Annotated in this window: 19 protein-coding genes; 10 read left to right on the plus strand and 9 right to left on the minus strand. The window is 62.8% G+C overall.

Translation table 11 applies throughout. From position 1 onward, the window contains the following. Nucleotides 1–107: 107 nt before the first annotated feature. The 7 genes from ABRA89_RS18740 to ABRA89_RS18770 all read right to left on the minus strand — a co-directional run bounded on the left by ABRA89_RS18740 (nucleotide 108) and on the right by ABRA89_RS18770 (nucleotide 9976). On the minus strand, nucleotides 108–380 hold the full coding sequence (locus ABRA89_RS18740; protein ID WP_349943018.1) for a hypothetical protein: 273 nt from the start codon (nucleotides 378–380) through the stop codon (nucleotides 108–110). A 15-nt stretch (nucleotides 381–395) separates the two neighbouring features. Next, nucleotides 396–911, minus strand: coding sequence for an acyl-CoA synthetase family protein (locus tag ABRA89_RS18745; protein WP_349943019.1), 516 nt, complete (start codon nucleotides 909–911; stop codon nucleotides 396–398). Beyond that, nucleotides 908–2689: an SH3 domain-containing protein gene (locus ABRA89_RS18750; protein WP_349943020.1), complete on the minus strand. Its 1782-nt coding sequence runs from the start codon at nucleotides 2687–2689 to the stop codon at nucleotides 908–910. The genes ABRA89_RS18745 and ABRA89_RS18750 overlap by 4 nt, the downstream gene beginning before the upstream one ends. Further along, entirely contained in the window at nucleotides 2686–3429 is a 744-nt protein-coding gene (locus tag ABRA89_RS18755; protein WP_349943021.1) for a hypothetical protein, read from the minus strand. Before ABRA89_RS18755 ends, ABRA89_RS18750 begins: the two co-directional genes overlap by 4 nt. Before the next feature lie 243 nt (nucleotides 3430–3672). Then, nucleotides 3673–4410 (minus strand): hypothetical protein, encoded by a 738-nt coding sequence (locus ABRA89_RS18760; protein WP_349943022.1) that lies wholly within the window; start codon nucleotides 4408–4410, stop codon nucleotides 3673–3675. Beyond that, nucleotides 4410–7349, minus strand: coding sequence for a hypothetical protein (locus ABRA89_RS18765; protein ID WP_349943023.1), 2940 nt, complete (start codon nucleotides 7347–7349; stop codon nucleotides 4410–4412). Before ABRA89_RS18765 ends, ABRA89_RS18760 begins: the two co-directional genes overlap by 1 nt. Next, nucleotides 7346–9976, minus strand: coding sequence for a vWA domain-containing protein (locus tag ABRA89_RS18770; protein WP_349943024.1), 2631 nt, complete (start codon nucleotides 9974–9976; stop codon nucleotides 7346–7348). Before ABRA89_RS18770 ends, ABRA89_RS18765 begins: the two co-directional genes overlap by 4 nt. A gap of 161 nt (nucleotides 9977–10137) precedes the next feature. On the opposite strand from ABRA89_RS18770, the gene ABRA89_RS18775 reads away from it, so the two are divergent. Continuing rightward, nucleotides 10138–10893, plus strand: coding sequence for a helix-turn-helix transcriptional regulator (locus ABRA89_RS18775; protein WP_349943025.1), 756 nt, complete (start codon nucleotides 10138–10140; stop codon nucleotides 10891–10893). Nucleotides 10894–11233: 340 nt separating this feature from the next. On the opposite strand, the gene ABRA89_RS18780 is transcribed toward ABRA89_RS18775, so the two are convergent. Continuing rightward, nucleotides 11234–12130, minus strand: a complete 897-nt coding sequence (locus tag ABRA89_RS18780; protein ID WP_349943026.1) for a response regulator — start codon at nucleotides 12128–12130, stop codon at nucleotides 11234–11236. Next, nucleotides 12108–15503, minus strand: coding sequence for an ATP-binding protein (locus ABRA89_RS18785; protein ID WP_349943027.1), 3396 nt, complete (start codon nucleotides 15501–15503; stop codon nucleotides 12108–12110). The genes ABRA89_RS18780 and ABRA89_RS18785 overlap by 23 nt, the downstream gene beginning before the upstream one ends. Before the next feature lie 351 nt (nucleotides 15504–15854). On the opposite strand from ABRA89_RS18785, the gene urtA reads away from it, so the two are divergent. From urtA to ABRA89_RS18830, 9 genes are all read left to right on the plus strand, one after another. Next, complete coding sequence (urtA, locus tag ABRA89_RS18790; RefSeq protein ID WP_349943028.1) at nucleotides 15855–17120, plus strand: urea ABC transporter substrate-binding protein; 1266 nt, start codon at nucleotides 15855–15857, stop codon at nucleotides 17118–17120. A 95-nt stretch (nucleotides 17121–17215) separates the two neighbouring features. Then, complete coding sequence (gene urtB, locus ABRA89_RS18795; RefSeq protein ID WP_349943029.1) at nucleotides 17216–18142, plus strand: urea ABC transporter permease subunit UrtB; 927 nt, start codon at nucleotides 17216–17218, stop codon at nucleotides 18140–18142. A 12-nt stretch (nucleotides 18143–18154) separates the two neighbouring features. After that, entirely contained in the window at nucleotides 18155–19336 is a 1182-nt protein-coding gene (gene urtC / locus ABRA89_RS18800; protein ID WP_349943031.1) for an urea ABC transporter permease subunit UrtC, read from the plus strand. Between the two features lie 10 nt (nucleotides 19337–19346). After that, the gene (urtD, locus tag ABRA89_RS18805; protein ID WP_349943032.1) at nucleotides 19347–20117 is read left to right on the plus strand and encodes an urea ABC transporter ATP-binding protein UrtD; all 771 of its coding nucleotides are present in this window, start codon (nucleotides 19347–19349) and stop codon (nucleotides 20115–20117) included. A 13-nt stretch (nucleotides 20118–20130) separates the two neighbouring features. Continuing rightward, nucleotides 20131–20820 carry an urea ABC transporter ATP-binding subunit UrtE gene (gene urtE / locus ABRA89_RS18810; RefSeq protein WP_349943033.1) on the plus strand — a complete coding sequence of 230 codons (690 nt, stop codon included), beginning with the start codon at nucleotides 20131–20133 and terminating at the stop codon, nucleotides 20818–20820. A 48-nt stretch (nucleotides 20821–20868) separates the two neighbouring features. Next, a complete protein-coding gene (gene fmdA / locus ABRA89_RS18815) occupies nucleotides 20869–22104 on the plus strand; it encodes a formamidase (RefSeq protein ID WP_349943034.1) in 1236 nt (411 codons plus the stop codon). Nucleotides 22105–22115: 11 nt separating this feature from the next. Beyond that, nucleotides 22116–22454 (plus strand): FmdB family zinc ribbon protein, encoded by a 339-nt coding sequence (locus ABRA89_RS18820; RefSeq protein ID WP_349943035.1) that lies wholly within the window; start codon nucleotides 22116–22118, stop codon nucleotides 22452–22454. A 108-nt stretch (nucleotides 22455–22562) separates the two neighbouring features. After that, nucleotides 22563–23609, plus strand: a complete 1047-nt coding sequence (locus ABRA89_RS18825; protein WP_349943036.1) for an aliphatic amidase — start codon at nucleotides 22563–22565, stop codon at nucleotides 23607–23609. A gap of 74 nt (nucleotides 23610–23683) precedes the next feature. Next, a complete protein-coding gene (locus ABRA89_RS18830) occupies nucleotides 23684–24799 on the plus strand; it encodes an AAA family ATPase (protein ID WP_349943037.1) in 1116 nt (371 codons plus the stop codon). Nucleotides 24800–25142 lie beyond the last annotated feature (343 nt).

Raw genomic sequence — 25142 nt, forward strand, 5'->3', positions numbered from 1 at the left:
TCCTGCTCCTTCAAAACGCCGATGATCTGTTCTTCAGAAAAACGCTTTCGCTTCATGTCGTCCGTCCTCAATGGGGAACGGACTCTAATCCAACGTGGAGGAAAAACTCAGTGGCAGGTCAGGACGATCACGACCAGCGCGATCCCGATCGCGACCGGCTGAGAAAGCGTCCCGTCGCCGTAGAGGAAAGCGGTGATGGTGAGAAAAAGGGCCGGACCGCCGATCACTACGGCCCATCTGTCGATGAAGGTCTCGGGCTTTGCCGTAGGGGGCTCCGCGATCGCGCCGACAAACGGGTCCCAAACCGTGCGCTTCGCGCTCCCTGTCTCGTCGTTCGATACGGATTCGCATTCACCAGACTTGCATCCGCCATAGTGCATGACCTCATGCCCTATTCAATCGCTGATGATGAAGCTGCGCTGCTTGGTCGGACCGCCGTCGGGGCTCAACGGCTTGATCGACTGGCCGGCGGAGAAGGCCTGTCCGCCTTCGTCGCGCGTGCAGCCTTGAGTCTTCCAGAGGATGATGGGCCTGCCGCAGGAATGAAGGCCGATGCGAAACCGGTAGCGTTGGTCGGGGCCGGCGCGCCACGGCTGCGAGGAACCGACGGCGACCATATGGGGCTGTGCCCCGCGCATGATGCCGACCGAGCAGCCCTCGCCGAAGGTCGTCGCCGCCGACATGTCGAGCGTGACGATGCAGGCCGTCCTGGGATCGGGCTCGAGCCTCGGCGCATCCGGTCGCCGAAACGGCTTGCCGGTCTTGCCGGGTTGTTTCTCGATCCGGTACCGCTCCTGAAGCGTCTGCGCCGAGGCCGTTCCAGCGAGGCCGGAAAGGGTGGCGGCAGTCACCGCGAGGCACCCCGCCATGATCCCGGCCCGGCCAAATCCGGGAAACCGCCGCGCCGTCATTCGACCGGATCCACATAACGGCCGTAGACCCAGCCCTGCATGTCGTCCCAGGCCGCGAGACACCAGGCGCGACGCAGCATCGAACGGCGCGCGGAGCGGTTCGCCCGCTCCCAGCGGGCCGCATCGATGCGCGGCTCGCAGCGAATCAGACTGAACGTTATGCGCTCGTCGAGAAATCCAACGACCTCCTCCTTGGTGGAGGGACCGGCCCGCATGTTGAGGATGTCGTCTTTCGGAAGATCGCGCACGACATAGCGATCTCCCGAGACGCCGACGCCTGGCGCGTCCATCTCGTCGATCGTCTGCGTTCCGCCGCCGTCGGGCTGCATGGCGACGAAATTGAAGTTGAGACGCTCCGTCACCTGAGAATGGATGTTGCACAATTCGTCCCGCCTCGGTGCGGTCCCTTCGAGAGTGACGCTCTCGTCACGCGCGCCGATCGGGCCCGAGACCGGAAAGCCGGCGGGGCCGCAGGGCCCGGAGAAGGTGTAGGCCGTTCCGACGATGCGCCGGCCGTCGCGGCGACCCTCGAAGAGGATCGTGCCCCGCCTGACGCCGGACCCGGAAAGGCCCTCGCGGGGATCGAAATACCACACGGTGCGCCGATCGCCGTCGACCTCCCAGGCCATGCCGGAGCCGTTGTGATTCCAGTAGCTCATCTTCGAGCCGCCATGGCGCGGGGCCCAACCGGCCGAATTCTCCGGCTGTGCGTTCTGCGCCGGGTCCGGCGCAGGCATTCCCGCCGAGCGAAGCTCGACCGAAGCCATCCGACCATCGGGCATCTGCAGCGAGCCCGTGAGGATGGGACCGTTGCCGCCATCGATCTCGAGGCGGCTCGTGCCATCGCCGATCTCGAGGTCCAGCCTCGTGCTGTTCGGCCCGACCTCGCCCTCCGCGAAGACCGGTGTCCCCGGCATGGCGAGCGGTCCGCCGACGACACGTCCCGAACCGTTTACCGCCGGATTGCCAGGCGAATTAAAGAGATCGAGATAAAGAAGCGTTTCACCGGTCGCAATGTCGTAGACAGTCCACTCGTTCTGGATCGAACTCACATCGCTTTCGTACTGGACCGGCTGGACATCGTCGTAGTCTTCCTGCCGAACGTCCTCGTCCCCGGGTGATTCCGCGCCCGGAACGCGCAACTCCACCATGTCGCGAAACTGCCGCAGAAAGGCGAGATCAGCGGTTGAGCCCATGGCCGCGCGGGGGTCGGCAGAAATCTCGTCGAAGACGAAATCGCCGCCATACTGGCACATCATGAAGTTGCAGTCGTGGGGTCGGCGCACAACCGGATAGCTCGCATCGACCCCACGCTTCGGGTGAAGGATCGACATTCTCGGCTCCTTGCCGCCTCGGTCCACGACCAGCAGGCGAACCGTCTCCTCATTCGCGAACGACCAAGCCGCGATCGCCTGTTCTTCGGCGTATCTGACGCCCAGGATCTCTGCCTTGTTGTTATCGCGCGTTGCACCTTCAAAAAGTTCGCCGCAGAATGCGCCGCTTGTAAAGCCGCCGAAACCGGACTCCTCGCGGGGGCAATGAAATCCGGCTCCGCCGCTATCGGCAAGCGTCGAGATCGACAGGATTCCATGGCCCGCTTCCAGGCTCGGGTAATGATCGAAATTGACGGCGATCTCGAAAGCCCGGTTCGGAACGATCATCTCCCAGTTCGCATGGAACGGCCCGTGCGGGCGCTCGCCCTGCGCAAGCGAGGGTGCTGAGAGAGCGGCAAGCCACAGCACACCTGCGGCGAGCGTGCGAGTGAAGGACGCGTTCATTGCATCGTCTCCGGCTTGTCGGCATCGCCAGCGGAGCCATCGCTTTTCTCTAGGACCGATGAGCCTCCTCCGCGTATCAGGGCGGTGAGATCGACACCTGCTTCACCAGCGCGGGCGGAGACGTCGATGCCCTCCGCCTCGATCAGCGGGATGCTCTCGGCAAGCCTCTGGCGAATGCGCGCCATCTCGGCTTCCCCCGCCTCGCCGAACTGCGCTGCGACATCCTCGATAAGCGGCTCGCAGGCCGTCATGGCGGTGCATTGCCCTGCCATGCACATCTCCATGCGGTCAGGGGCGCCGTCGTCCCAGCGCACCAGGAAGAAGCCGCTTTCACGTGGCGTTCCGAGCGGAGCGAGCGCCTCCGCCACGATATCCGTCGTCATCGTTTCGCAAAGCGCCTCGTTCGAGCCCGTGCGCTGGCAAAGCGCGCCCGCATCGACAGGCGGACCGTCCAGCGCGAGCGGATGCCAGACACCGTTTTGGAACAGGGCAAAGCCCTGCTCAATGCAGGCCGACGCAATCATCTGCGCCTTTTCGTTCTCAGAGAACTCGGTCGCCGACCCATCCGCCTCAATGATCTGCATGCCGGCGATGTCCTCGACCTGTTTGGCTGGCAGCCAGAGACTGTGGGCAAGGGAGGGAGGCTGCGGCATCAATTCGAGGCTTTCCGCGAAGGCGGGCACCGAGAGACTGCTAGAGACCAGCACGTTTGCGAGACTGACGCAGAGAAAATGCTTCATTTCACGACGGTGCCCTATGCATTTCGATGCGAAAACAGACATCTTGAGTGCGCCTTCTATGGGTTGTGAAGCGTATTAAGAGAGTTTTATTCAGACCCGGAATTACCAAGCGAAGCCGAACGGAGTAGCGACGAGGTCGCAAGGTGATCACTCGGCCACGTAAGCGATCTTTATTTCCAAGAGGGGATTTTTCGGCTCGAACAGACTGAGAACTGCCGTTGCCATGCTTAAAATGATCAGAAGTCATTGAGGCTTTGCGATCAGGGCCGCATGAAGAACTATGCCCAGCTTCCCTTGCTTCGATCGGGCAAGACAGGCGCCAGATTGGCAGGCATAGAAAAGATAGGGGCCTGGCAGAATGTAGTCGTGAGTGAGGCCGGTGAATGTCAAAAGTACACCGTCGCTTGTGCGCTCAAACGTGATTGGCCGAAGGGGCACATCGCGGTGTAATCCGCCCCAGGTTCCCTGATCGCCGTCGATTGTTGCGTATTCGAGGAAATTCGACCCTCGAAAAACCAGATGATACCGGCCGGAAAGATCTAGGTCCGAGACCGCTTCGGGCGCATCCGGTTTCTCCGGCTCAATGGTCTGCGGCATCCGGGCTGCGAGATCGGGCCGCAACTGGATGATATAGCCCACCTGCTCCAGCGAGAGACCGAGGTCATCGCGGATCAGCTCCGGATCGGCCCATTCGGCGCACGGCCCGTCGCCGGCGCAAAGCCAGATCTCGTTGTCGTAATTGTAGGAGCCGTCGACGACCTGCTGGATCGTCTCGTCACCTCCGTCAACACCCAGAACAATCGCAGCATCTTCGGCGTTTATACCATTCGTTTCCGGCCCATTACAGGAAAGTCCGGCGGCGCAGACGAGCTGAGGCAGTGTCGCGCCGTAATGGCCGCTCTCTTGAGTATTGCCCTGCGACGGCGCGAAACCGATGGACGCGCCGGCTAGAGCCAACGGTAAATAAAAAAGCACACGCATCAACCTTCCCCTGCAAGGGTCAACGCATGGGTCGCACCACGACGATCCGGCGTGAAGGTACCGATCTTGCTTTCAAGATCGAGCTCGAGACGCAGCAGCGAGGGGAAACCAGGCGCCTGGAACACCGAAATGATCCGGTCCTCCTCTGGCGCCTGGTCCCTGAGCGAAAGCGTATGGCTGGCGGCGGGGCATGATCCACCGGCCTCGCAGACGCCCTCTTCGAGGACGAGTGAGAGACCCGTCTCCGAGAGGTTGAGCACTCCGATCGGGCGACCGTCATCCATCCGGCGGACCATGACGCGTCCGTCAAGCGGCACGCCGCTTTCCTTCTTCCGCTGCCCCAGCCGGCTCGAGCTCTTCGTGCCATCGGGGCCGAAGATATCGAGGAGCAGGCCGTCGCCTGTTCTGTAGAGCACGGTGGTGTAGCGATTGCCCGCGGCCTGAACCAAGCCGTAACGCGGCAGTCCACCCTCGGCCTCCGCCACGTCCTCGAGATCGAGCGCGAAAGGCGTTCCGTCATCGGGCTCGCCGAGCGCGAGATTGCATAGCGCACCACGTAGAGATTCTCCGCAGGAATCCTGACCCTGAAGTCCGGGCAGCACGATCTGCCGAACGGCAAGATCGATGCGTGCGTCCGCCGGAAAATCGATCAGGTCGTAGTCCGGCCGGTCGAATTCGAAGGCGACTGTTGGGGCGGCCTCGCCATCTCCGGTTCCACCATTTCCAGCCTGCCCGCCATTTCCGCCTGCCGACGATCCACCGCCTTGTGTGGTACTGAGAGTGTTGCCGCTCGCGCCCGAGCCGCCGCCGTTCTGTGCGGTCTGGTTACCATTCCCCGAACCGCCCGAAGACCCTTCATCAAAGCCGAAGAGGTCGCCGCCGGTGTTTTCGCCGGTCTCGGTCTGGGCGGCGGGGTCGGAGCCGTCCCTAAGCGGCAGAGATTCGTCGTTCTCCCGGGAGACCGGAAGCCAGCCGAGCATTTCGTAGCCGCGCTCACCATCGACGACTCGACCCATGAACTCGTCTCCGCGGCGTTCAAGTTCGACCACCGAAGAATCGCCATCATCGCGATCGGGCGCTTCACCGACGATCACTTCGTCGAATGCGACGCGCACCTTTCCACTTTCGACTGAAACGCCCTCGGCCTCGATATTCCTGAAGTTGGCCGGTCGCGCCCGCATCCAGACACAGAAATAATCCGGCATGTCGCACCCGACGCCCTCGATCGCTCCGAGATCAACGACGCCAGTTCCCCCCGTGGTCGATGGCACGCTGAAACGGAAGTTCGCACCTTTCAGGGTGTGGAAGCGCCAAGTGCCCGTGAACTCTGTCGGGATCGCCGTTCCAGGCAGGCCGGTCGCACCATTTGCGTTGGCGGGCTCATCCGCCCCAACACCGCCATAGGTCAGGGTCGCCCGCGCTGCCCGCTTTATGGTGGCGTCTTCCATTTCGAGATCGTCGAAATGGACCGTGCCGAGAACGCCAGTCTCGACCTTGTCGCGCCCGCTCAGCTTTTGCGCCTCGTCCGGCAGGTAATACCGGACTGTGTGGGTCTTTCCCGGTTTGGCGAGCGAATCGGTGAAGGTGACGACCAACTCCTGGCCTTCGAAGCGCGGCTGGAAGCCGACCTGCGGAGAAACATGCGGTGCTGTCGGATCGCCGGTCAGGATGACCTTCTCGTTGATGACGTCGGCGACGAAATTGTCTCTATCCCTCATGGCGTCACTCGGGCTGCCGACCTGGAAGCGAAGCGCCAGCCTGAACGGGTCGGCACGGGTCTCTTCGGCATTCTCCGGACCGCCCTTTGGCTTCTCCCCGGGACCGGTCACCCGAACAGGGCCGGTTCCCGGTTGCTCTTCCTTCAGCTGGACCGTATCCGAAAGGGTCCTCTGCCCTTCCAACGGATCGGAACCGTCGGTCGGATAGAAGTGAAAGAGGGCACGCTCGGCACCGGGGAGCGGCTGTGACTTGCCCTTGATTGGCAGGGCCAGAACCGGAAGCGGCCCGTCCATCAAGAGCCGGGCGTCAAGGCTCTGGAAATAGGCGGAAGGCGCCGCAGTCTCCACGAACGCAACGCGCGTCTCGTGGAGGGTCGGGTCGAAAACGATAGGCGCATGCCCGATCCAGACCACCGCGTCCTTGTATGTCAGAACACAGAGATTTCGCCAGTATTCGGAGGCGTCGGACGGGCACTGCTTAGAGCCGCCGCCGTCTTCGGGAACGGCATGCCCGACCTTCAGCGTCGCCTTGCCACCGGCGACAACGAGAACCGCCCTCAAACTGGCATCGGCGTGAACATATGTGCCGTCCGGCACATTCACCTCCTCGGCGGACTTCAAATTCGGTCCAAGAGCGATCTCGGCTGCATTTTCCGATGGCGTGAGGCGTCTGGCCGTACCGAAGAGACGGGCTCCCTTCTCGGGTCCCTCCGCGACCTCCACCTGCAGCTTCGCTTCGCCGCGCACGACATTGCCCATATCGACCTGCAGCGTGCTGTCGCCCGCGACGAGAGTGCCCGAGACATAGCCCCTCGATAAGGTCAGATCGCGAAACGGAAAGCTCGCGAATTCCTTTCCGGGTGCGACCCGCTGGAGAAGTCGCAACAGCGGCGCGGTCGCACACGCTGCCTGCACGATCGAGCCCGGCTTTTGCGTCTTCTGCAATTGATCGTTGCAAAAGCGCGCATAGCGGCGAATCTCGAGGCCCGCCTTGGAGCTTTCCAAATCCTCCCCCGGCACGATGCGCAGACGGATTGGGGCGTTCGCCGGGATCGTCCGATCGGTGAACGCCCAGACGCCGTCGAAGGCATTCGTCTGCGCCATCGCGGGTCGGGACTGCGGCATCGCGACGAAGGCGAGTGCGAAGACGAGCGAGACGAGATGCGCCTTCGAATCGCGACGTCTCAGCACCTTGACGATCGAAAGGCCTTTCGGCGTCATGGACGCGTGCCTCCTGTATTCTCGCCGCGAACCGTCGAAAGAAGCAGGGCGGCGCGGGGATCGCCGCTGGTCTCCAGCAGATCGTTGCAGGGGAAGAAGCGGTTGCAGTCACCGTCGGGCTCGCAGACGATCAGTCCGTTGCCGTCCTGGGCCAGCGTTCCTTCGCCACCCGCCGAATCTTCGGACGACCCGCAGTTGAGGGTTTCTCCATCGATCCGGCAGATCGGAGCGCCGTCTTTCACCTCATGCACGCCTGCGCCGATCGCGCCGCGGAAGGCGCGCCCATCCGACCTGACGGCGAGATGATCCGCGAGGCAGGCCTCGATCGTCGGAGCGCCTGCGCCGCCGAACAGCCAGACGCCGACCGGGAGGACGGCTTCGGCATCAGGGCCAGCGGATGTGTCGTCGCGTTCAGAGCGTTTCGGTGCGTCTTCGGATTTCAACTCTTCCTCGCTTCCGTCAGTCGCCACCAGCTTTCCCGATACGGGCTTGCGATCGAGCATGGCGAAGGCATCCGCCGGGAAGAGGGCGGCGCGGCCGGTCGTTTCGTTGACGGCCAGACGGAAGCGCTCCTCGCCGACCGTGAACTCGCCCTCCGCCGTGCCGTCCGTGATCGCGACGCCCGTCACCACCTGCAGCTCGGGCTGGCAGCTGTTGGCGAGGGAGCAGAAACCGGTCGCCGGCGTGAAGGTTTCGGGTCCGTCCGGCTGGATCGAGACGGTGCCATAGCTGACGGCGTCGACCTCGATCCGATAAAGACGCGGATACGCGCCTGCGGAATCCTGAGGCGAGCCATCCTTCGGTTCGTCGCTCGTATCGTTCAATGCGAGAATCTGTTCTTCCCTTTCGTCAGATTCGGAGCCGCCCTCCGTCGCCCTATGATCGGGGACCTCCGCCTCTTCGGTTCCCGATGGGGCGGCGGCCTCTTCCGCGTTCGGAGCCGACTGCCGGCCTCCCTCGATCACTTTGGCCTCCCGCCGCCAGGCTTCGGCCACATTCCGCCCCTCGCGTTCGCGAACGGTGACGAGGATGTCTTCGCCGGGCGCGAGCGGGCCGACGGGCGCGAAGCCGGTGCGCGTGTCGTCGTAATATGAGCGTCCAGTGACGATGAACGCCTCGCCCGAAGGCATGAAGATGCGTGACGGATCGTCGGGCGGTCCCGCACCGATTTTCGTCGTGCAGTCATCGACCACGCCCGGGTCGGGGCAAATATCCGTCGTCGGACTTCCCGAGATCGGTTGGCCGTTCTCGTCGAGGATGGAGACGCGCAGTCGCGCCGCCTCGAAATCGAGCGTCGCGTCGGTCAATTCCTGGTCTCGGATCGTCACCCTCGTCTCGGCCTGCGCCAGACCCAGAGTGCCGCGCACGACGTAGTCGCCCGGCGGCATGCCCGTCGCCGGAAAGCCAAGCGTGTGTTCGTGCCAGGGCGTTTCGTTGACCGTCCCATCCGCGACCTGGTGGATCGTCCAGTCCGCCCGGGTGTACCGGTAGGGTCCGTAGGCGAAATCCTTGTCGGGCAGAGGCTCGCCGGCATGGACGAAGCCCTCCAGCTGGAGCATCCCCCCGGGCAGCACCGCCTCGATCCGCTCGTCCGGCATGCCGGCCACCTCAATCGGCACATCGTGCACGACCTCCTTGTATTGCGGCGCGGCCTGTGGGCCGTAGTCGCGCGTGACGCGCAACATGTGGCGTCCGGAGGTGAGGACCGCGCTGATGCTCGGGGGACCGCCGGATGTCGGCTCGTAATGGACGTTTGCAACGCTGTTGCCGGCCTCGTCGGCCTCGCCCTTGCCCAGGGCCAAGCTCTCGTCCCCATCCGCCGGAAGAAGCTGAACGGTCATGTCGCGCGCCGTCAGCAGACGGCCGCCTCTCGTATCGCGCAGATCGATCCCGACCGGCACGACCCCGGCCGGTTGCTCGGGCTCCTCGGGTTCCGGCTCCGGGGAGGGCAGTGCCACGACCTCCGTCAGGGCTTGGTTAAGGGAGTTCGCGTCGCCAGCCTGGATGTACCGGCCTCCGGTCTCCTCGGCGAGACACGCGACCTGCCGGCCCTCGTCCTCGCTGAGGCCTAAGCCGACCACATGGGCGGTGAAGTCGATACCGTCCCGTTCAAGGTCCCGTGCGACGGCACAGGGGTCGGCTGCGCAGGTCTCGATGCCGTCGGTGATGACCACGACCGTCGCACGCTCCTCGGTGAAGCGCACCTTCTCGGCGGCAAAGCGCAAGGCATCCGTCAGCGGCGTCTTGCCCTTCGGACGGATCGACCGCGCCGCGGAGGAGATCGCGGCCGCCGCGGTCGTGGACCGCTGTAGCGGGACGAGTTCCTCGATGTCGGAACAATCGCCCTTGCGGCGATGGCCGTAGGCGATCAGCCCGAGTTCATGGCCGGACGGAACCGTGCCGAGCACCTCGCGCAGGGTCTCGCGTGCGATCTCGATCTTGTCGTGACCGTCGATCTCGCCCCACATGGACCCGGAGGAATCGAGAACGATCGCCGTGCGAGGCGCGTCCGGCGCGGCGTCCTGGGAGAACGAAACAGCCGGCCAGACGAGCACCGCACCGAAGGCGACGGCTTTCGCGAAACAGGAGAAGATGGCATTGCGGCGGGAGAAAGCGTGAGGAACCATGAGCGGTGACGCTGACCTTTCGGGGAGCAGACGGCACGCATCACTCAAGGCATACGGCCGGTCATTGCGTCTGGATTCTGGCCGTTTCGAATTGCAGCTTGCAATCTAGGAATTTCCCTAGGTAGACTTTCCGCAGGGACAATTCGCTATGCGAGAAGACCATGAACTCATGGGAATTGGCGGACGGCCTCACCCATCTTAGAAACATCGACGACGTCTGGTCGGAGACTTTCGGTTACTTCACAGCGATTGGTGTCGACGGCGTGATCTTCGTTGACCGCGACGCGGATGGCACAATCGAAGTGCGCTCGAATTGTCCACCCGAATGGATGCACGACCACATTGCGGATATGCGGACCGGAAACGAGCCGTTCGTTCGATGTTGTCTTGGAACCTACGACTCCATCCCGACCGGAGCGGATTATCTCGAGATCTACGATTTCCTCGCACCGCAGGACCGCAGCATCATCATGGATGCGAAAGATCGGACGGGGTTCCGTGCCGGACGATCCGTAACAACACGGGCGGAAACGTCGGAAACCGTCGCGGCTACCGGTTGGCATCTTCTGACTTCGAGGGGCTCTGCCGATTTCGAGAGGCAGTTCGTATCGCAGGGTGCCGACATCGGTGGGATCTGCCACCTCGTTGCTGCGAAGCTTGCGTGTCTGGAAAGAGAACGAGAGGAATCATACAGACGTCGAGTGAAGGGGGGGCAACGAACCAGCCTTTCCCCCCGCGAGCGCGAATGCCTTCAGTTCATCGCAACGGGCCAGCGCGTCTCGGAAATCTCACATCGTCTCAAGATTGCTGAGAAGACCGTCGAACTCCATCTGGCAAACGCCCGCAAGCGATTGGGTGCTCGTACACGGGATGAGGCGGTAGCGAAGGCGCTTTTATCGCTTGCAATCGAATTGTAGGGGGCACCCCTCATTCCTGTTTTCGGGTCTTCGGACCAGAATCCTAGAGCCTCTGGCAGAGAGAGCCGGTTCGTACCCTCGGTCTCTCGTCCGACTTGCGGGTCGAGGTAGTTTCGCCAGCCACACATCTATTAAGTATGACATCAGGAAGCTGTGCAGCTTCACGTAGCATATTGTGGAATGGCAGCTGTTCGTCCGCCAAAGCTTCGAAGCCGACCGTCTCCTTTCGGCCCGCTCTTTCCGTTCCGGTTCGCGCCGGATGCAGAACGAAAGCGGACACAAATTCGGAACAACCAAAGTTCTTTCCGCCGTTCAAAGACATAAATAGTAAAGAGATACCCTACTGATCGACCATCAGTACACGGACGGCCGTCGTCGCAGCGGCTGTGCGGTTCTCGACGCCGAGCTTGATGAAGATCTGTTCCAGATGCTTGTTGGCCGTGCGGTGGCTCATATCCAGGATTTCGCCGATTTCACGGTTGGACTTGCCGTGCGCGATCCAGAGCAACACTTCGGCTTCCCGGATGGTAAGGCCGAACGTCTTGGCGAGGCGTTCCTCGTCGGTGCCGGATGTGCGATCGATCAGCTTGACGAGGATCTCGTCGTCCCTCCGCTCCAGAATTCGCATCTCGATCGGAGCTCCCGCGATATCGTGGAGATACGGCAGCTCCGTCTGGCGAGCGAGCCATTCGACGACGGAAATCGGCATGCGCTGGCCGGGCTGGCTTTGAAGGCCTGAATATTCCAGCAATTCCGAGGCCTGGCGCGTTGACCAATTCAGAACGCCGCTTTCGCTCAGGGAGACGATCCGTCGGCCGGTCGTCTCCAGCGCGACACGCGCCGATCTCTGACGCCGCATGTGGCTGAGATGGACGTTCATCCGCGCGAACAGTTCGTCGAGATTGATCGGCTTCGCGATGAAATCGGCCCCGCCGGACGCGAACGCCCGCACCACATGCTCGGGTTCGTTGAAGCCCGTCATGAAGATGACTGGAACTTCGCTGGTGCGCGGATCGGCCTTCAGTCGCGCGCAAGTCTCGAACCCGTCGATGCCGGGCATCATCGCATCGAGCAGGATGAGATCCGGCACGGCGGCGTCGATGGATCGGATCGCATCGAATCCGGATGTTGCAGTGGTCGCCATATGGCCGTTGAGTGATACGGCGTCGACCAGCATGCGGGCGGTGTCGGCGGCGTCGTCGACGACGAGAATGTTAGACGGGGGATGATACATCATGACCCACTTCCAGTTTTCGCGCTGACAGGATGTCGATGATCGTTTGACGGCGACTGCGCTCGGCGAGATCGCGCATCGCGGCGCAAAAGTCGCTGGTTTGCGGATGGTCGTGTTCGAGCTGGCGCAGCGCTCCGCCCACCGAGCGCATCAGGTCGGCCTTGGCGAGCGTTTCTAGTTCCAGAAGGCGCTCGGCCGGGGGCCAGTACCAGTCTTCGGACCGCTTCAGCCAGACGTCCTGCTGGTTCTCGTTGTCCCATTCCAGATTGAGATGGGTTCCGATGCGTTCGATGAGATCGGGCAGGAGGAACGGCTTCGTCAGATAGTCGTCGTGCAGCGGCCGATAGTCCGGTCGATTGCGTTCCGCGCCGGCTTCGGCGGACACCATGACGATCCGGATGTCGTTCGGCCCGGATCGAATCCGCCGGGCGACGTCCCAGCCGCTGAGGTCCGGCATGGAGACGTCGAGAAGCGCGATGTCGATCGGCGAGATAGCGGCAGCGGAGATCGCCGAGCGTCCGTTGATCGCCTCGATCACCTCGAAGCCGATCGGCTCCAGGAATTCGCGAATCAGACGGCGGTGGGCAAGATTGTCGTCCGCGACGAGGACGCTTCGCCGGTTGCCGCGATAACCGATCGGGATCGGTTTGGTGACCTGCACCTCTTCGCCATCGTGGACCGAGGAGAGGAGGATACGCAGGGTGAAGGTCGTGCCCGTGCCGACCTCGCTTCGGACCGAAAGGTCTCCGCCCATGATGTCGACCAGAAGGCGGGTGATCGACAGGCCGAGCCCGGTGCCGGCAGGCTGATCGCCATCGCCTTTCGTGCCGGCCCGTTCGAACGGTTGGAAGATGCGCTCCAGATCCTCCTCCGCGATACCGAACCCGCTGTCCTCGACGACGAAGGTCGCAACGCCGCTGCGATAGGTCAGCGCGAAACGGACATGGCCCTTGTCGGTGAACTTCACCGCGTTCGACAGGAGATTGATCAGGATCTGCCGCAGCCGCTTGCTATCGGTCCAGACATAGTCGGGCAAGTAGGGCGAGGCTTCGAAGCGAAACCGGACGTCCTTCGTGCGTGCCTGGAGTGCAAACATGTCGACGAGCTGATCCAGCAGCGGCTTCAGGGCGACCTTGTGCCGGAAGATCTCCAGTTTGCCGGCCTCGATCCGCGAGATGTCGAGGAGCCCCTCGATCATCATCGAGAGATGGTCGCCGCTTCGTTTGATCGTCGAAGCGGCCGTATGGACCGGCGAGTTGGGTTCTGCCCTTCGCTCAAGGATTTGGGCATAGCCGAGGATCGAGTTCAGCGGCGAGCGGAGTTCGTGGCTGAGGCCGACAACATATCGGCTTTTCGCGGAGTTCGCCTTTTCCGCAACTTCGCGTGCCTGTTTCAGGGCAAGGTCGGTCTCCCGGTGAGCCGCGATCTCGTCCATGAGCAGCTTGGTGTGCCTCTGGACCTCTTCCTCGGCGCGTCTGTGGCTGTCCTGGCTGAGGACGAAGAGCCAGACCACGACGCCGGAAGCGATGACGACGATAACGAAAAGCTGGGGCAGGATGCTCGCGGCGGCCTCGCTGGAATGGCCCCCATTCAGCTGTCGGTCGATGGAGACGAAGAGGAAGATCGCGGCAAGCAGCAGGCTGACGAGCGTCATGATCGCAAGGAAGCGAACGAGGGTGGACTTCATCGCGCGCTCGAGCCAGGGCTTGTGGCCACCGATCGCGTAGACGGCCGACCTGATCTGGTCGGAAAGATGCGCGTTCGGCTTGCAGGCATCGCCGCACCGCGCATCGAGTGAGCAGCAAAGGGAGCAGATCGGGCCCGAATAGACCGGGCAGTGCGCCATGTCCTCGCCATCGAAGGGATATTCGCAGATGCAGCAGACCTTATGGCCGTTCTCTACCGTCTCCCGGTCGGGCTCGCGGGCGATGTAGAAACGTCCCTTCGTGGCGAAGGCCAGAAGCGGCGAGGTCACCAGAGGCACCAGGATCGCGATGTAGGAATAGAGCGCCGCGGCGCTCTCGCCGAAGAGACCGGTATGGGCCGCGCCGGATGCGACGATGCCCGCCGTCATCGCTCCGAAGCCGACCGGATTGATATCGTAGAGGTGGGCGCGCCTGAACTCGATGCGTTGGGGCGCGAGCCCAAGGGGCCGGTTGATGACGAGATCGGCGACAAGCGCCGAAACCCAGGCGACGGCGAGGATCGCATAGATCCCGAGAATGCTCTCGAACGCGCGATACATGCCGAATTCCATCAGGAAGAGGCCGATCATCACGTTGAAGACGAGCCAGACCACGCGGCCCGGATGGTTGTGGGTCAGCCGGCTGAAGAAGTTCGACCAGGCGATCGAGCCGGCATAGGCGTTGGTCACGTTGATCTTCAACTGGCAGATGATGGTGAAGATGCAGGTGAGCGCGAGCGCCAGTTCGGCGCTAGGGACCATGGCGCCGAAGATCGCGTGGTACATCTCCACCGGGTCCGACGCGCTCGCGAACTCGATCCCGGCGCTGAAGGCGTAGTAGGCGAGATAGGATCCGGCGAAGAACTTGAGCGCGCCGAAGACCACCCAGCCCGGGCCCGCACCGAGGAGCGCGCTCCACCAGCGTCCCCTGCCGATGTCCTCCGCCCGCGGCAGGAAGCGCAGGAAGTCCACCTGTTCGCCGATTTGCGCCATCAGCGCGAAGAGAACCGCCGATGCCGCGCCGAAGGCGGAAAGGCTGAAGCCGCCGGCGGCATCGCCGAACAGCCCCGTAAAGCCGGTCCAGGCCTTGACCGATTCCCGTTCGTTGAGGGCGATATAGACGAAGGGGAGGAGTTGCAGCACGATCCAGAGCGGCTGCGTCCAGGCGTGGAAGCGGCTGATGAAGGTGACGCCGTAAAGGACGAGTGGGATCACCACGACGGATGCCAGGATGTACCCGGCCGAACGGGGCAGGCCGAGCGCCAGTTCGAGCGCGGTCGCGATGATCGCAGCCTCGATGGCGAAAAAGATGAAGGTGAAGGACGCGTAGATCAGCGACGTGATTGTCGAGCCGAGATAACCGAACCCTGCGCCGCGCGACAGGAGATCGATATCCACCCCTGCTTTCGCCGCGTGATAACAGATCGGTACGCCCGCAAGGAAGATCAAAGTGCAGGTGACGAGGATCGCGGCGGCTGCGTTCGTAAAACCGAATGCGAGGGTGATGGTGCCGCCGATCGCCTCGAGCGCGAGGAAGGAGACGGCACCGATCGCGGTGTTCGCGATCCTGCCCGCGGAGAAACGGCGCACGCCGAACGCGGTGAACCGGAGCGCGTAGTCCTCCATCGTCTCGTCGGCCGCCCAACGGGAATAGATGCGTTTGACGCGAGGGACTCGCAGCGGCTGCGACATGGGTTCCTTTCGGCTCGGTCGCCCGGTGCAAGATGCCTCCGACGATCGACGGTCGGAATCGGGAAAAACGGACTCGAAATCCGAGGTCCATCGAGACGCCCGGAGATCCCAGACAACACATCCCGTGGACGGCGGAAAGGCCGAGGCCGGAAGGCTACGATCCTAATGCGTGCAAGTGCGAATTTCGGTGGGCGAACATCGCGTCTGCAGCAACGCTATGGGTCATTTGTCCTCTTCGCCATACGTCAAACTCCCCATTGCTGCACTGCGAGAATTCTTGCGTCATCGCTCCACCGGCAAACGGCCGGGCAGCACCCGATCCAATCTCCCGGACATTGAGGGCTTCGACCTATGACGCAATCGCGTTCACCGACCAATTTCCTGGCGCTCAGCCGCCGCAGGCTGCTTTCAGGGCTAGCCGCCTTTCCGATCCTCGCCGCCCTCGGACAGCCCGTCATGGCGCAGGATTATCCGACGAGCGAAGTGAGCGGCGGCAACCTCGCCGTCACCGACGACACGGTCACCGTCGGCATCCTGCACTCGATCACCGGCACGATGGCGCTCTCCGAAGCCGGTTCGGTTCAGGCCGAGACGCTGGCGATCGAGCAGATCAACGCCCAGGGCGGCATCCTCGGACGCCAGATCCAGATCATCCAGGAGGACGGCGCCTCGGACTGGCCGACCTTCGCGGAGAAGTCCCGCAAGCTGCTCGTCCAGGACAATGTCGCCGCCGTGTTCGGCTGCTGGACGTCGGCATCGCGCAAGGCCGTTCTGCCGGTCTTCGAGCAGTACAACGGTCTCCTCTACTACCCGACCTTCTACGAGGGCCTCGAGCAGTCGAAGAACGTCTTCTACACCGGTCAGGAAGCGACCCAGCAGATCCTGGCCGGAATCGACTGGGTCTCCGAGCAGAAGGGCGCCCAGACGTTCTATCTCCTCGGCTCCGACTACATCTGGCCGCGTACGTCGAACAAGATCGCCCGCCGTCATATCGAGAAACTCGGCGGCGAGGTCGTCGGCGAGGACTACTATCCGCTCGGCCACACCCAGTTCAACTCGGTGATCAACAAGATCCGCCTGCGGCGTCCCGACGTCATCTATGCGAGCGTCGTCGGCGGCTCCAACGTCGCCTTCTACAAGCAGCTGAAGGCGGCCGGCATCGATCTGGGCGAAGAGGAGCCGCTGCTCCTGACAATTTCGGTCACGGAAGACGAGATCCGCGGCATCGGCGGCGAGAACATCGAAGGCGCCTATGCCTCGATGAAATACTTCCAGAGCCTCACGAACCAGAACAACGAGGAGTTCGTGGCGGCCTTCCGGGAGCGTTGGGGCGACGACATGGTGATCGGTGACGTGACCCAGGCCGCCTATCTCGGTCCCTGGCTGTGGAAAGCCGCGGTCGAAAAGGCCGGCACCTTCGCAATCGACGACGTGGTCGCGGCCTCCGCTGGCATCGAGATGAACGAAGCGCCGGAAGGCTACGTCCGGATCCACGAGAACCATCACCTCTGGTCCAAGACCCGCATCGGCCGTGCCAAGGCCGACGGTCAGTACGAGGTCGTGCACGAGACCGCCGACCTGATGGAGCCCGATCCGTTCCCGGAAGGCTACCAATAAGCACCCGACGTTCGATCCGTCCGGTTCAGGCCGGGCGGATCTCGATCTCTCGACTTTTCAACGATGGGGACCGGCGCTGACCGGGCAAGGCTTCCATGATCGGTGATTTCACCTATTACGAGTTCGGTTCGATCCTTGCCATGCAGGGCTTTGCGGGACTGATCCTCTTCTCCGTCTTCGTGCTGATGGCCCTCGGCCTGGCAATCATTTTCGGACAGATGGGCGTCATCAACATGGCGCACGGGGAGTTCATGATCCTCGGTGCCTACGTCACCTACATGCTGTCCTCGTTCGTCTCCGCGAACATCCCCGGCTTCTTCCCCTACTACTTCTTCGTCGCGATCATCCTCGCCTTCTGCGCCGCCTTCGCGCTCGGTGTCTTCGTGGAATGGGCCATGATCCGGCACCTCTACAAGCGACCGCTCGATACGCTCCTCGCGACCTGGGGCCTCTCGCTGGTCCTGCAGCAGACCTACCGTACGATTTTCGGCGCCCGCGAAGTCGGCGTCCCGCTTCCGGACTGGCTGATCGGTTCGCTTCCGCTGACCGATTTTGTGGAGATTCCGATCAACGGCATCTTCGTCATGACGCTCACCTTCGTCATCACGGCGATCGTCTATGGTCTCATGTACCGCTCGGGCTGGGGTAAGCGCGTCCGCGCCGTCGTCCAGAACCGGACCATGGCCGGTGCCGTCGGCATCAACACCCGCATGACCGACCGCATGACCTTCGGACTTGGCTGCGGCATCGCAGGTGTCGCCGGCGCGGCCTTCACGATGATCGGTTCGACCGGTCCGACTTCCGGCCAGCAATACATCGTCGACACGTTCCTCGTGGTCGTCTTCGGCGGAGCGGCGAGCCTCCTCGGCACGATCGCCAGCGCCTTCACCATCTCCCAAGCCCAATCGACGCTGGAGTTCTTCCTGAGCGGCTCCATGGCGAAGGTCCTGACGCTGCTCACGGTCGTCGGCATCCTGATGCTTCGTCCGCAGGGCCTCTTCACCCTCAAAATCCGCCGCTGAGGATCTGGAACCATGAGCTCGTCAACCACGCACTCTACCACCGATACCGTTTCCGCACGGCGTTTCGCCAACCCGTTCTTCAGCCGCGAAGGCTGGCTCTACTTCGCCATTCTCGCCGTTCTCCTCCTCGTCGTCTTCCCGCTGGCGCTCGACGCCTTCCGGCTCAACAACATCGGCAGATACCTGACCTACGGCTTCGTGGCGCTCGGGCTCGTCCTGTGCTGGGGGCACACCGGCATCCTCAGCCTCGGACAGGGGATCTTCTTCGGCCTCGGCGGCTACTGCATGGCGATGTTCCTGAAGCTCGAAGCCTCGACGCCGGAAAACACCGCGATCCAGACAACCCCCGGCATCCCGGACTTCATGGACTGGAACCAAATCACCGAGCTTCCATGGTTCTGGGTGCCGTTCAACTCCTTCGCCTTCACACTGGTCGCGGTCGTGGCGGTCCCGATGATCCTCGCCTTCATCATCGGCTTCGCGATGTTCACCCGCCGGGTCGGCGGCGTCTATTTCGCGATCATCACCCAGGCGATCGCCGCGATCCTGACGATCCTGATCATCGGTCAGCAGGGCTATACGGGCGGCGTCAATGGCATCACCGATCTTCGGACCATGCTCGGCTGGAGCATCCGCGGCGCTGATTCTCAGTTCATCCTCTACTTCGTCTGCGCCGGCCTCATTCTGGCTTCGCTGCTTCTGTGCCGCGCCGTACACGTCTCCAAGCTCGGCCGTCTTCTGATCGCCATCCGCGACAAGGAGGACCGCGTCCGCTTCTCCGGTTACGACGTCGCCGCCTTCAAGGTTTTCGTGTTCTGTCTTGCGGCGGGTATCGCGGGCATCGGCGGCGCCCTGTTCACCCTGCAGGTGGGCTTCATGTCCCCGACGTTCGTCGGCATCGTCCCCTCGATCGAAATGGTCATCTTCGCGGCGGTCGGCGGCCGGTTCTCGCTCTTCGGCGCAATCTACGGTGCCCTCCTCGTGAACTACGCCAAATCGGCCTTATCGGAGAGCTTCCCGGAACTGTGGCTCTTCGCCATGGGCGGTCTCTTCATCGCCGTCGTCATGGCTTTCCCGGACGGCCTCGCCGGCCTCTACAACCGCTATGTCCGCCCGCATCTCGTCAAGCTCTCGGGCGTCTTCGGTCGCAAGGGCAAGAGCGGCCGCGACGTCGTCGCTCAGCCCGCAGAATAGGAGAGGTCCGATGAACGCGACGCCCGCAACCACAACCAACGGCCGCAAGGACTTCGTCCTCGAAGTCGAAGCCCTCACGGTCTCCTTCGACGGTTTCAAGGCCGTCGACGACCTCTCCTTTTACGTCGACGAGAACGAGATCCGCGTCATCATCGGTCCGAACGGGGCCGGCAAGACGACGGTGCTCGACCTGATCTGCGGCCGGACCCGGGCCAGCAAGGGCTCGATCCGGTTCCGCGACAGGGAACTGACGAAGATGAAGGAACACCAGATCGTCCATGCCGGTGTCGGACGCAAGTTCCAGAACCCGACGATCTACGAGGAACTGACGGTCTTCGAAAATCTCGAACTCTCGGTTCCGCGCGGCCGCAACGTCTTCGGGGCTCTGGCCTTCAGGCGCGATCAGAACGTGCTCGACAGGATCGAGGAGGTCGCCGAATTCGTCTTCCTGAAGGATCAGCTGAAGACGCCGACCGCCATCCTGAGCCATGGGCAGAAGCAGTGGCTCGAGATCGGGATGCTGCTGATCCAGGACCCCTCGCTTCTGATGCTCGACGAGCCGGTCGCAGGAATGAGCGTCGGCGAACGGGTGAAGACCGCCGAACTCCTCAACAACATCATCAAGGATCGCTCGGTCATCGTCATCGAGCACGACATGAAATTCGTCGAGGACATCGCGCACCGCGTCACGGTGCTGCACCAGGGCAAGGTCCTTTCGGAAGGACCGATGGATCACGTCAAGAACGACCCGAAGGTCGTCGAAGTCTATCTCGGACATTGAGGAGAGAGCGGTCATGCTGTCAGTCGAACACCTTCGCGTCTCCTACGGCGAGAGCGAGATCATCCCGGATATGAACTTCGACGTCGCGCCCGGCGAGATCGTCGCGATCATGGGCCGGAACGGCATGGGCAAGACGACCTTGATGAAGTCGCTCATCGGGGTTCATCCGGCCAACCAGGGAAGCATCACCGTCGACGGAAAGGATGTGAGCGGCCTCGAGACCTTCCGGCGGGTCGAGAACGGCCTCGCCTACGTGCCCCAGGGCCGGGCGATCTTCTCGACGATGACCGTCCGCGAGAACATCGAGACGGGCCTGACCGTTACCGGCCAGACCAAGGTTCCGGGCGACATCTACGAGCTGTTTCCGGTCCTCCTCGAAATGAAGGGCCGCCGCGGCGGCAACCTTTCCGGCGGCCAGCAGCAGCAGCTGGCGATCGCACGGGCGCTCGCCTCCAAGCCGAAGGTGCTCCTTCTCGACGAGCCGACCGAGGGGATTCAGCCCTCGATCATCAAGGAGATGGCCCGCACCCTTCGCCGCATCCGCGACGAACGGGGATTGTCGATCGTCGTCTCCGAACAGGTGCTCTCCTTCGCTCTCGACATGGCCGACCGGATCCTCGTCATCGAGAAGGGAGAGGTCGTCCACGAAAGCCCGCGCGACGGTATCGACGAGGCCAAGGTCTCGCGCTTCCTGTCCGTCTGATCTTCCGAACAACCCGTTTCCATACCAGCAAGAAAGAGGAACCCGCTCATGGCTGATACGCTCATCTCGGTCGATCTCTCGCAGTCGGCTTACGACAACGAGAAAATCCACAACCGCTGGCACCCGGACATCCCGATGGCATGCTGGGTCGAGCCCGGCGACGACTTCCTCGTCGAGACCTATGACTGGACCGCGGGCCAGATCAAGAACGACGACGATGCCGCCGACGTGCGCGACGTCGATCTCAAGCAGGTGCACTTTCTGTCGGGGCCGATCGGCGTGAAGGGTGCCGAAGCGGGCGATCTTCTCGTCGTCGACATTCTCGACATCGGCGCGAAGCCGGAGAGCCAGTGGGGCTTCAACGGCTTCTTTTCCAAAACGAACGGCGGCGGTTTCCTGACCGAGCATTTCCCGGACGCCCAGAAGTCGATCTGGGACTTCCACGGCATGTTCACGACCTCACGCCACGTGCCGGGCGTCCGCTATGCCGGTCTCATCCATCCCGGCCTGATCGGATGCCTGCCGGACCAGACAATGCTCGACACCTGGAACGAGCGCGAGAAGGCGCTGGTTGCGACCGATCCGGACCGGGTGCCCGAGCTTGCGACGCTCCCCGATGGGGGAACGTCGGCGCACATGGGAGCGCTCAAGGGCGAGGCCCGCGACAAGGCGGCCGCCGAAGGCGCGCGCACCGTGCCGCCGCGCGAGCACGGCGGAAACTGCGACATCAAGGATCTGTCGCGCGGCTCGAAGGTGTATTTCCCGGTCTATGTGGACGGGGCGGGCCTTTCCATGGGCGACCTCCACTTTAGCCAGGGCGACGGCGAGATCACCTTCTGCGGCGCGATCGAGATGGCGGGCTGGCTGCACATCAAGGTCTCGCTCATCAAGGGCGGCATGCAGAAATACGGTGTCAAGAACCCGATCTTCCGCCCCTCGCCCATCGTGCCGAAATACGACGACTTCCTCATCTTCGAGGGCATCTCGGTCGATGAAGGCGGCAAGCAGCATTACCTCGACGTCCACATCGCCTACCGGCAGGCCTGCCTCAACGCCATCGAATATCTGAAGAAGTTCGGCTATTCGGGTGCGCAGGCCTACTCGATCCTCGGCACCGCCCCGGTGCAGGGGCACATCTCCGGCGTCGTCGACATCCCGAACGCCTGTGCGACGCTCTGGCTTCCGACGGACATCTTCGAGTTCGACCTGATGCCGAACGCGGACGGTCCGACCCGATACCTGGACGGATCGATCCAGATGCCGATCGCGCCGGACCTCAAGTAAAGGCTGTCGGTATGCCGTTCTACGACTATCGCTGCGACAATTGCGGGCCGTTCACGACGATCCGCGCGATGGCGGTCTCGGCCGAGCCGTGCGGTTGCCCGGAATGCGGCACCGCATCGATCCGCGTCTACCTCTCCATGCCGGCGATCGCCGGCATGGATGCGGGCCTGCGGAAGGCCAACGCCACCAACGAGGCCGCGCGGCACGAGCCGAAACGGGCAAGCCAGCTTGGCCACGGGCCGGGCTGTTCCTGCTGCGGATCGTCGGCGAAACAAAGCCGCAAGACGCTGAAGCGGCCGGACGGCTCGAAGAGCTTTCCGACGGCGCGGCCTTGGCAGATCAGCCACTGATCGAAGCGGCTCCGCCGGAAGGCGGCGTTGTCCTTATTCGAGCGGGCGGCCTGTTTCAGGGGCTGCCGCCGCACATGACCCGAACACGATCTTCGAAAGGATCGATCGATGCGACACGGTGATATTTCCAGCAGCAAGGACGCGGTTGGCGTCGCGGTCGTCAACTACAAGATGCCGCGCCTGCATACCAAGGCCGAAGTGCTGAAGAACGCCCAGAACATCGCCGACATGATCGTCGGCATGAAGCAGGGCCTGCCGGGCATGGATCTCGTGATCTTCCCGGAATATTCGACCCACGGGATCATGTACGATCCCAAGGAGATGATGGAGACGGCGAGCCAGGTGCCGGGCGAGGAGACCGAGATCTTCGCTGCCGCCTGCCGGAAGGCCAACACCTGGGGCGTCTTTTCGCTGACCGGCGAACGCCACGAGAACCATCCGAACAAGAACCCGTACAACACGCTCATCCTGATGAACAATCAGGGCGAGATCGTCCAGAAATACCGCAAGATCATCCCATGGTGCCCAATCGAGGGCTGGTATCCGGGCGGCCAGACCTATGTTTCGGACGGTCCGAAGGGACTGAAGGTCAGCCTGATCATCTGCGACGATGGCAACTATCCGGAGATCTGGCGCGACTGCGCCATGAAGGGGGCAGAACTGATCGTTCGCTGCCAGGGCTACATGTATCCGGCGAAGGACCAGCAGGTGATGATGGCCAAGTCCATGGCCTGGGCGAACAATTCCTACGTCGCCGTCGCCAACGCGTCGGGCTTCGACGGCGTCTACAGCTATTTCGGCCATTCGGCGATCATCGGCTTCGACGGCCGCACGCTCGGCGAATGCGGCGAGGAGGACATGGGCATCCAGTATGCGCAGCTCTCCGTTCCGGAGATCCGTGACGCCCGCGCCAACGATCAGAGCCAGAACCATCTCTTTAAGCTCCTGCATCGCGGCTATACCGGCATTCATCAGTCGGGAGACGGCGACAAGGGCCTAGCCGACTGCCCATTCGAGTTCTACCGGAACTGGGTGAACGACGCCGAGAAGACCCGCGAGGACGTGGAGAAGATCACCCGCAAGACGATCGGCACCGCCGAGTGCCCGGTCGCCGATCTGCCTTACGAGGGCATGGAAAAGGAAGCCGCCGAGTAAGCGGAAATCAGCTGGCGGCGGGCGCGGTCTGCGCTTGCCGCTTCTTCGGACGATCGCGGACGGCTCGGACGGTTTTGCCCTATATCAACGACAAGATGGCCGCGATCGAGGCCGAGCGTTCCGATCGCGAGGCGCTCGGCGCGGAGAACACGCTTTCTAACGACAATGTGGAAGGCTTGGTCTTGCGACTCGACGGATCGCGCTTTGCGATCGATATCGAGGCGGTCGAACGTCACCTCGCGGAGGAGATCGTCGGTCAGGATGAAGCTTGCGCGATCGTCCGCGGCATCCTCGAGATCGTCGCCGCTGACCTTGCAGACCCTAGAAAGCCTCTCGCGACGGTCCTTTTCATGGGGCCGACCGGCGTCGGCAAGACCGAGATCGTCAGGGCTCTAACCCGAGTCCTGCACGGGGATGCCGACATGCTGAACCGGGTCGACATGAACACGCTCTCCCAGGAACACTACGCCGCCTCGCTCACCGGGGCGCCGCCCGGCTATGTGGGCTCGAAAGAGGGCTCCACAGTCTTCGATCAGGAGCTTCTGGAGGGCCGGCACGGCAAGCCGGCGATCGTCCTCTTCGACGAACTCGAGAAAGCGAGTCCGGAGGTGATCCTTGCCCTCCTCAACATCTTCGACAACGGCATCATGACGGTGGCGTCGGGCGGGCGGACCTACACGTTCCGAAAGGCCATCATCTTCATGACGAGCAATCTCGGGACGGCGTCCGCGATCTCCGAGGAGAGGTCGTCGCCGTTCGAGAGGGTGAAGCGGTTGTTCGCCGGCCGCCTGACGAAAAATCGATCGCAAGGACCGGAAGACGAACTGCTCCAGCGCTTTCCGCCTGAGTTCGTCAACCGGATCGACCGGATCCATACCTTCAGCCGGCTGGACGAGGACGTTCAGGAGCGCCTGATCGAAGCCCATATGGGACGGCTCAACAAACGCCTGAAGCGGCGCGGCCTGGAGCTGACACTCGACGAAAGCGTCTTCGAGCACCTTCGCGCAGAAGGCTTTGACAAACGCTTCGGCGCACGCGCGCTAGCCCGGCAGATCCGCGCGAAGATCGAACTGCCGCTTGCCCGCCACCTTTTGTCCGGTAACGCTTCGCAACTTCCGAACGGCGGAATGTGCCGTCTTTTCGCCGAATTCGAGGACGGTTCGGTCAGGTTCGTCGCCCTGTCAGGATAGGTGCTATTCGCAAGAACAAGGGATGACCGCGCAGCCCGAACAACCTGCCGATAAGTTGAAACATCGGACTGGGGTTCGATCCGAAATCGACTGCACCATAAGTTGGATAGGTTGATCCGCCTCCCCGCCGAAGTCCGGTTTTTTCCCCAGGAGCTCCAAAGCAGAAGTTCCGCTTTCGGCCCATCGACGCCGCTGGAAATTATTTCTTGTTGGGGTGGTGGAACGAACCCGCTTCCGCGGGAGGGCGCCTGTCTCTTCGTTCACGGATTTCATAAGGAAGATCACGTTCTGATTGAGCGTCGCCCGGTGCGGGCAGACGATCCTGGCTCCCTTTACCCTGTGG

Origin of the sequence: Fulvimarina thalattae (genome assembly GCF_040239565.1) — a bacterium.
Lineage (GTDB): Bacteria > Pseudomonadota > Alphaproteobacteria > Rhizobiales > Rhizobiaceae > Fulvimarina.